At 65.9% G+C, this 7,891-nt stretch carries 5 protein-coding genes; 2 read left to right on the forward strand and 3 right to left on the reverse strand.

Going from position 1 to position 7,891, the window contains the following annotated elements; translation table 11 throughout:
- Positions 1 to 73 precede the first annotated feature (73 nt).
- The gene (gene cadR / locus ACTHNR_RS10410) at positions 74 to 505 is read left to right on the forward strand and encodes a Cd(II)/Pb(II)-responsive transcriptional regulator (RefSeq protein ID WP_440547519.1); all 432 of its coding nucleotides are present in this window, start codon (positions 74 to 76) and stop codon (positions 503 to 505) included.
- 212 nt (positions 506 to 717) lie between these two features.
- Here the strand turns inward: cadR and ACTHNR_RS10415 are convergent, their stop codons facing one another.
- Both ACTHNR_RS10415 and putA read right to left on the reverse strand, forming a co-directional pair.
- Positions 718 to 1,851 (reverse strand): branched-chain amino acid ABC transporter substrate-binding protein, encoded by a 1,134-nt coding sequence (locus ACTHNR_RS10415; protein ID WP_440547520.1) that lies wholly within the window; start codon positions 1,849 to 1,851, stop codon positions 718 to 720.
- Positions 1,852 to 1,938: 87 nt separating this feature from the next.
- Positions 1,939 to 5,892: a trifunctional transcriptional regulator/proline dehydrogenase/L-glutamate gamma-semialdehyde dehydrogenase gene (gene putA / locus ACTHNR_RS10420; protein ID WP_440547522.1), complete on the reverse strand. Its 3,954-nt coding sequence runs from the start codon at positions 5,890 to 5,892 to the stop codon at positions 1,939 to 1,941.
- A 287-nt stretch (positions 5,893 to 6,179) separates the two neighbouring features.
- Between putA and ACTHNR_RS10425 the strand changes: the two genes are divergently transcribed.
- Positions 6,180 to 6,359: a hypothetical protein gene (locus ACTHNR_RS10425; protein ID WP_440547523.1), complete on the forward strand. Its 180-nt coding sequence runs from the start codon at positions 6,180 to 6,182 to the stop codon at positions 6,357 to 6,359.
- A gap of 263 nt (positions 6,360 to 6,622) precedes the next feature.
- Here the strand turns inward: ACTHNR_RS10425 and priA are convergent.
- Positions 6,623 to 7,891 (reverse strand): replication restart helicase PriA (priA, locus tag ACTHNR_RS10430; protein WP_440547524.1); only part of this gene is annotated, 1,269 nt, incomplete at its 5' end.

Below are 7,891 nucleotides of genomic sequence, written 5' to 3' on the forward strand. Positions count from 1 at the left end.
GTACGAGCGATCGGAGTACAGTAAGGACCCTGTAGCCACTCCAAGGCCAATCCATGGCCGCCATGAGGTTTCGATGAAAATCGGAGAACTGGCCAAAGCGGCCCACTGCACGACCGAAACGATTCGTTTCTACGAGAAAGAAGGCTTGATGCCGGATGCGCAGCGCACGCAAGCCAACTACCGAAGCTATGGCGCGGAACACATCGAGCGCTTGCGGTTCATCCGCAATTGCCGCGCGCTCGACATGACGCATGATGAAATCCGCACGCTGCTGCACTCGATGGATCACCATGCCGACCGTTGCGAATCGATCGATGCGCTGCTTGACGAGCACATTGGTCACGTCGACACTCGGCTAGCCGAACTCGAGCATCTGAAGGCGCAACTGATCGCGCTGCGCGAGCAATGCAAGGGAGAGGGAACGGTCGATGCATGCGGCATCGTTCACGGCCTGGCGACGATGGAGACGCTGCCCGCCCCGGCCAAGCGCACGCACGTCGGTTGATGAACGACTCTACCGGCCGCGCCAACGCCAATGCCAACGCAATCTGAAGCGTCCATCGACAAGCAAGCCAACAACGACACCCCAGACTAAAAAAGCCCTGCGGGACGTTGATCCCCCAGGGCTCTTTAACCGCGCCCGGCCGCGCTTGCGGCCGACGCGTGCAACGCAGCGGAACTACCCGCTGACGCGATCGGGCCATTAGGCCATCACGCTTACTTCAGCGGAACCCACTTGCCGCCTTCGGCCTTGTACACCGTGATGCCGCCGTTCTTCAGGTCGCCCTTCTCGTCGTACTGAAGATGCGGGGTGGTCACGCCCGGCATATCGGTCTTCGCCAGCACGGGCAGGTACTTCGCCGGATCGGTCGAATTGGCCTTTTGCATCGCCTTCAGCATGGCCATCGTGCCGTCGTAGGCATACGGCGAATACGTTTCGACGTCCGCGTTGTACGCCTTCTTGTACTTCTCGACGTACTGCTTGCCGCCGGGCATTTGCTCGAGCGGAACGCCGGCCAGCGTCGAGAACGAACCGTCAGCCGCGTCGCCTGCAATCTTCAGGAAGTCGGGCGTGTGCACCATTTCGCCGCCCATCAGCGGCGTCTTGATGCCGAGCGACTTCATTTGCTTGAGCATCGGCGCGGCTTGCGCGTCAGCGCCGCCGTAGTAGATCAGATCCGGTTGGGCTGCCTTGAGCTTCGTCAGAATCGCCTTGAAGTCAGTCGCCTTGTCGTTCGTGAATTCGCGATCGACGATCGTGGCGCCCGCGGCCTTCGCCGCTTTCTGGAATTGATCGGCGAGACCTTGGCCGTAAGCCGTGCGGTCATCGACGATGGCGATCTTCTTCATGCCCAGGTTCTTCACGGCGTACGTGCCGGCGACCAACCCTTGCTGCGTGTCGGACGTCATCATGCGGAACGTCGTCTTGAACCCTTGCTGCGTGTATTCGGGCGCCGTCGCCATCGCAACTTCGGGGATGCCCGCGTTCGCGTAGATGCGCGAGGCCGGAATCGTCGTGCCCGAGTTGAAGTGGCCGATCATGCCCTTGATGCCGTCGTCGACGAGCTTCTGCGCCACGGTCGTGCCCGTGCGCGGGTCGGCCTGGTCGTCGGCCGAATCCAGCACGAACTCGACTTGCTTGCCGCCGATCACGGGCTTGGTCGCATTCATGTCGGCGATCGCGAGCTTCACGCCGTTTTGGAAATCGGCGCCGTAGTGCGCTTGCGCGCCCGTCATCGGGCCGGCAAAGCCGATCTTCACTTGTTCGGCCTGTTGTGCCTGTGCGGTCCCCACCAGCGACATTGCCGCAACGAGCGTCGCGCCTGCCAGCGTTTTCATTTTGTGCTGCATAGCTTCTCCTAGATACCAAGGTAGTTGGAAACGGCTCATCGGGGTGGCCGCGCCGCTTCCGTGTTTGACGCCATCGATAAGGGTTGCTTAGCCGATCGTCATCAAATTCGCATTGCCGCCCGCGGCAGCCGTGTTCACGCTCACCGAGCGCTCCGTCAAGAGCCGCTCGAGCGCGTAGTCTTCATCGCCGTTTTCGAGCGCGTGCGTCGAGACGCCCTGCACCGAAACGATCGGGCCCGGACGCATCGCCACTTCCTTCACGAGTGTGAGCAGTTCGTCGCTGTCGCCCTCGAACAGCACGGCGTCCACCGGCACGTCGGCGCTCTTTTGCACGTCAGCGAACGGCTTGAGCTGAGAAGGCAGCGCCGCGACGAGCGCTTCGCCGGCCGCACCGGAAAACACGGCCCGATTGCCCGTGGCGAGAACAGCCGCGAGCTGCGCGCGCGCGCCGCTCGCCGTCGAAGGCACGCAGGATACCGTGCCTCGCGCACTCAACGTGTAGGTGTTGCGCTCGCCCGTCGGGCCCGGCAAGACAGCCGTGGCGCCGGCCGGCATATTTGCGAGATAGCCATCGCAGCGGGCCGCGAGCGCGGGCTGCCGTTCGGCGATGAGCCAGTCTCGCAGTGCGGCGAGCGCGGCGCGCGGGCTCAGCGGCTCGCCGGCCTTCGCTTGCTCGCTGGCGCCGTCGGCCACGAGCGAAGCCGCGAGCGACTTCGGCAAGCCAGACGGACGCTTGGCCAACAGGCGCTGCAGGTAGAGCGCGCCGCCCGCCTTCGGTCCGGTGCCCGACAGCCCCTCGCCGCCAAACGGCTGCACGCCGACGACCGCGCCGATCACGTTGCGGTTCACGTAGATGTTGCCGACGTGAGCACGCGAAATGACATGCGCGATGGTTTCGTCGATGCGCGTATGGATGCCGAGCGTGAGGCCGTAGCCCGTCGCCTTGATCTGCTCGAGCAGCTTGTCGAGGCCGCTGCGGCGGTAGCGAATGACATGAAGCACGGGACCGAACACTTCGCGCTTGAGCTCGTCGATGCTGTCGAGCTCGATCAGCGTCGGCGGCACGAACGTGCCTTGCGCGCAGCCCTCGGGCAGCGGCAATTGCGTGATGGGGCGACCCTTCTCGCGCAGCACGGCAATGTGGTTGTCGATCGTGCGCTTCGCTTCCGCGTCGATGACGGGGCCCACATCGGCGGATAGGCGATCGGGGTTGCCCACCGCGAGTTCGTGCATCGCACCCTTGAGCATCGTCAGCGTGCGATCGGCCACATCGTCCTGCAAGCACAGCACGCGCAGCGCCGAGCAGCGCTGGCCGGCCGAATCGAAGGCCGATTGCATGACGTCGGCGACGACTTGCTCGGCGAGCGCCGACGAATCGACGATCATGGCGTTCTGCCCGCCCGTTTCCGCGATCAGCGGAATCGGCTTGCCGTCCGGATCGAGGCGCTCGGCGAGCGTCTTGTTGATGAGGCGCGCGACTTCGGTCGAGCCCGTGAACATGACGGCGCGCGTACGCGGATCGGCAACCAGCGAGGCGCCTACAGTTTCGCCGTCGCCGGGCAGCAGCTGCACGGCGCCCGCGGGCACGCCCGCTTCGCGCAGCAGCCGCACCGCTTGCGCGGCGATCAGCGGCGTTTGCTCGGCCGGCTTCGCGAGAACCGTGTTGCCTGCCGCCAGCGCCGCGGCGACTTGGCCCATGAAGATGGCCAGCGGGAAGTTCCACGGGCTGATGCACACCACGGGGCCGAGCGGACGGTGCGTGTCGTTCGAAAATTCGTCGCGAATCTGCGCCGAGTAGTAACGCAGGAAATCGACGGCCTCGCGAATTTCGGCGATGGCGTTGGGCAGCGATTTACCCGCTTCGCGCACGATCAAACCCATCAGCGTATGCATTTGCGCTTCGAGCAAATCGGCGGCGCGAGCGAGGCAGTCGGCGCGCGCGTAGACCGGCGTAGCCTGCCAGATCGGCGCGCTCGCGACGGCGAACGTCAGCGCCGCATTGACGTCTTCGCGCGTGGCTTCGACGACGGCGCCGACGATGTCGCGATGATCGGCCGGATTGCGGACGGCGCGTTCGCTGCGCCCCGCCTCGCTCGAGGCGGGCAGCTCGCCGCTTTCGAGCATCGGAGCGGCGCGCCACGGATGATGCGCGCTCGCGAGCAACGCCGACGACAGCGATGCAAGGCGATGCTCGTTCGAGAGATCGAGCCCCATCGAATTGGGGCGCTCGCTGCCGTACAGGTCGCGCGGCAGCGGAATCTTCGCATGCGGCGCGCCAAGCGGCACGATCCTCGACGCTTCGTCCACGGGATCGGCGACGAGCGCGGACACGGGCACGGTTTCATCGGCGATGCGATTGACGAACGACGTGTTCGCGCCATTCTCGAGCAGACGCCGCACGAGATACGCGAGCAGCGTTTCGTGCGTACCGACCGGCGCGTAGATGCGGCACGGGCGGTTCAATTTTTCGCGGCCCGTGACTTCTTCGTACAGCGGCTCGCCCATGCCGTGGAGGCACTGGAACTCGTACTGGCCCGGGTAGTAGTTCTGGCCCGCCAGGTGGTAGATCGCCGCGAGCGTGTAGGCGTTGTGCGTCGCGAACTGCGGGTAGACGGCATCGGGCGCGCCGAGCAGCTTCTTCGCGCAGGCGAGGTACGAGACGTCCGTGTAGACCTTGCGCGTATAGACCGGATAGCCTTCGAGGCCGTCGAGCTGCGCGCGCTTGTTTTCGCTGTCCCAGTACGCGCCCTTCACGAGGCGCACCATGATGCGGTGACGGCTGCGGCGAGCGAGATCGACGACGTAGTCGATGACGAACGGGCAGCGCTTCTGATACGCCTGCACCACGAAGCCGATGCCGTTCCAGCCCGCCAGTTCCGGATCGAAGCATAGCGCCTCGAGCAGATCGAGCGAGATTTCGAGGCGGTCGGCTTCTTCCGCGTCGATATTAAGGCCGATGTCGTAGCGCCGTGCGAGCGCGGCGAGCGAACGCACGCGCGGCAGCAGCTCGGACATCGTGCGCTCTTGCTGCGAACGCGAGTACCGCGGATGCAGCGCGGAGAGTTTGATCGAGATGCCGGGGCCTTCGTAAATGCCGCGCCCGCCGGCGGCCTTGCCGATCGCGTGGATGGCCTGCTCGTAAGACGCGTAGTAGCGCAGCGCGTCTTCCTCGGTCGTGGCGGCCTCGCCGAGCATGTCGTACGAGTAGCGGAACCCGCGCGCTTCGTACTTGCGGCTGTTCGCGAGGGCTTCGGAAATCGTCTCGCCCGTCACGAACTGCTCGCCCATCAAGCGCATCGCGATGTCGACGCCCTTGCGGATCAACGGCTCGCCGCCCCTGCCGATAAGCCGCGTCAATGCCGACGAAAGGCCCGCTTCGCTGTTGGTGGTCACGAGCTTGCCCGTGATCATGAGACCCCACGTGGCGGCGTTGACGAACATCGAAGGCGCGTGGCCCATGTGCGACTTCCAATCGCCCTTGCTGATCTTGTCGCGGATCAGCGCATCGCGCGTGGCGCGATCGGGAATGCGCAGCAGGGCTTCGGCCAAGCACATCAGCGCGACGCCTTCCTGGCTGGACAGCGAGAACTCGTGGATGAGGCCTTCCACGCCGCCGCCCGTGCGCTTGGCGCGCAGCGTTTCGACGAGCTTGGTCGCCAAATTGCCCACGTCCGCCCCCAGTTGCTGCGGCAGGCGAGCCTCGCCGATCAGGAACGGCACGCACTCGGGCTCCGGCCGGCGATAGGCCGCCGTGATGGCGGCGCGCAGCACCGATTGCGGTTGCACGTTTTGCGCGAAATCGAGGAACGGATGCGGCGCGCCGTCCTCCTCGTGCTCGGGAGCCGAACCGTCGCCAAGATCGGCCAGGTGCGCGGCGCCCGACAGTTCGGGCGGCAGCTGGCCATGCTCGATCTTCTCGAGATAGGCGAAGATCGCCTGCTTGATGAGCCAATGCGGCGTGCGCTCGAGGCGCGAAGCGGCTTCTTTGAGGCGGGTGCGGAGGAGGTCGTCGACTTTGACGCCGAGGGTAGTACTGGCCATGGTTCCTTCGATCGCCGGCGGCAGACCGGCCGATGACTAAAAAGTTGGCCGAATCGTACGCCTCCCAATAAAAAGGTGCAACCGAAATTCCCGATTGGTTGCACCTGACGAAAACCCTTTACCGGCAAGGGTTCCCGCCAAATGGCCAGCGGCCGGGGGCTGCCGGTTGCGCTCGGTATTTTCCCTGACGTGAAACCGTTCTCACTCCCCTACGGAGGTTGCGCGGATTGCCGTTAACGCAGGTAAGCGCTCTAGCGCACCGTCAGCGCCACGAAAGGAGAGGCGAAATGGAAAAGTGGATCGTAGTCGGCGGCATTTGGACCTTGGCCGTGGTGTGCCTGACGCTGTTCGTACGCGGCGCGTCGCCGGCGCATCAACGAGCCGTTGCGCTCGCCCGCGTTCGCCAGGCCCGGCTCAGGGCCGAAGCGGCGGCGAACGATGCGCGCATGTCCGAGCAGCGCGGCTAAGCGGCGGGCATCGAGTCCGCCGATCGACACCACCGCGAGGCCCATCATGATGTGTTCCAACGAAAGCCGGTCCTCCGCCCGTTCCCGACACCAGGGGCGACGCCAGCGCTCTCCCGTCGCCGCGTGCGCGCGGCCTTTGAGTTCGCCCGCGCCGAGCTACTCGAACCGATTTCGCACGCGAGCGCGCGGCGCGCGCAGCCGCCTTCGATTCTGAGGCGCCCGCCGCTCGCCGCATTGCGTGCGCGATCCGGACTCGGATACCGTCAGATATCGAGCGGATCGACCTCGACGCTCCACCGCAGGACGCCCTTAAGCATGCGCAACGCCGGCTGCCATGCGCGCAACGTAGCGAGCAGCGAGGCGCGCGAGGCGCTCTCGACGAGCAATTGCGCGCGATGGACGTTCGCCACTTTGACGATCGTCATCGGCACGGCGTCGTAGACGGTGACGCGCTCGGCGGCCGGGATGTCCGCCAGCGCCGCGCCGGCCTGCGCGAGGAAGGCCAGCGCCGCTTCGAGCGTCCGCGCCTCGGCGCGTAGCAAGGCCTGATAGACGAACGGGGGCAGTTGCGCATCGCGCCGCTCCGCCAGCGTCGCGTTGGCGAAGCCGACGTAATCGTGGCGCGCCAACGCGTGGTAGAGCGCATGCCGCGGATAACGCGTCTGCACCAGGACCTCGCCGGGTAGTCCCGCCCGTCCCGCGCGCCCGCTCACCTGCATGAGCTGGGCAAATAGCCGCTCGCCCGCACGAAAGTCGTGCGAAAAAAGCGCGGTATCGGCGTTGAGCACGCCGACCAGGGAAACGCGGCGGAAATCGTGCCCTTTCGCGATCATCTGCGTGCCCACGAGGATGTCGACCTCGCCCGCGTGAACATTGGAGAACAACGCCTGCGCGCTGCCTTTGCGGCGCGTGCTGTCCGCGTCGATGCGCAGCACACGTGCACCCGGCACGAGTGAGGCGAGCGTTTCCTCGACGCGCTGAGTGCCCCGGCCGAGCGGCGCGATATCGATGTTCCCGCAGTCGGGACAGGCGCGCGGCACGCGCGCTTCCCAGCCGCAGTGATGGCAGCGCAGCGCGTGTTCGCCTTTATGCAGCACCACATAGGCGCTGCAGCGCGGGCACCCGGCCAGCCAGCCGCATGCGTCGCAGGCGAGCACGGGTGCATAGCCGCGGCGGTTCAGAAAGACGAGGCTCTGCTCGCCGCGTTCGAGCCGGGCCTTCAGCGCGGCCGCGAGCGGCCCCGAAATGCCGTCGACGCTGCCGCGCCCGCGACGCCGCTCCTCCTCCAGATCGATCAGCTTGACCGTCGGCAACGCGGCTTCCGCCACCGCCCGCCGCGACAACGAGAGCCGCCGGTACCGGCCCTGCTCGGCCTGCCACCAGCTTTCGAGCGACGGCGTGGCCGAACCGAGCACGACGGGAATGCCGCGCTGCTTGGCGCGCCAGATCGCCAAATCGCGCGCCGAATAACGCAGCCCTTCTTGCTGCTTGTAAGCAGGCTCGTGTTCCTCATCGACGACGATCAGCGCCAG

This window comes from Trinickia sp., from assembly GCF_051954495.1.
Lineage (GTDB): Bacteria > Pseudomonadota > Gammaproteobacteria > Burkholderiales > Burkholderiaceae > Trinickia.

Coding starts and splice junctions, on each gene's coding strand:
- cadR (WP_440547519.1), top strand. CDS start 74: ATGAAAATCGGAGAACTGGCCAAAGCGGCCCACTGCACGACCGAAACG.
- ACTHNR_RS10415 (WP_440547520.1), bottom strand. CDS start 1,851: ATGCAGCACAAAATGAAAACGCTGGCAGGCGCGACGCTCGTTGCGGCA.
- putA (WP_440547522.1), bottom strand. CDS start 5,892: ATGGCCAGTACTACCCTCGGCGTCAAAGTCGACGACCTCCTCCGCACC.
- ACTHNR_RS10425 (WP_440547523.1), top strand. CDS start 6,180: ATGGAAAAGTGGATCGTAGTCGGCGGCATTTGGACCTTGGCCGTGGTG.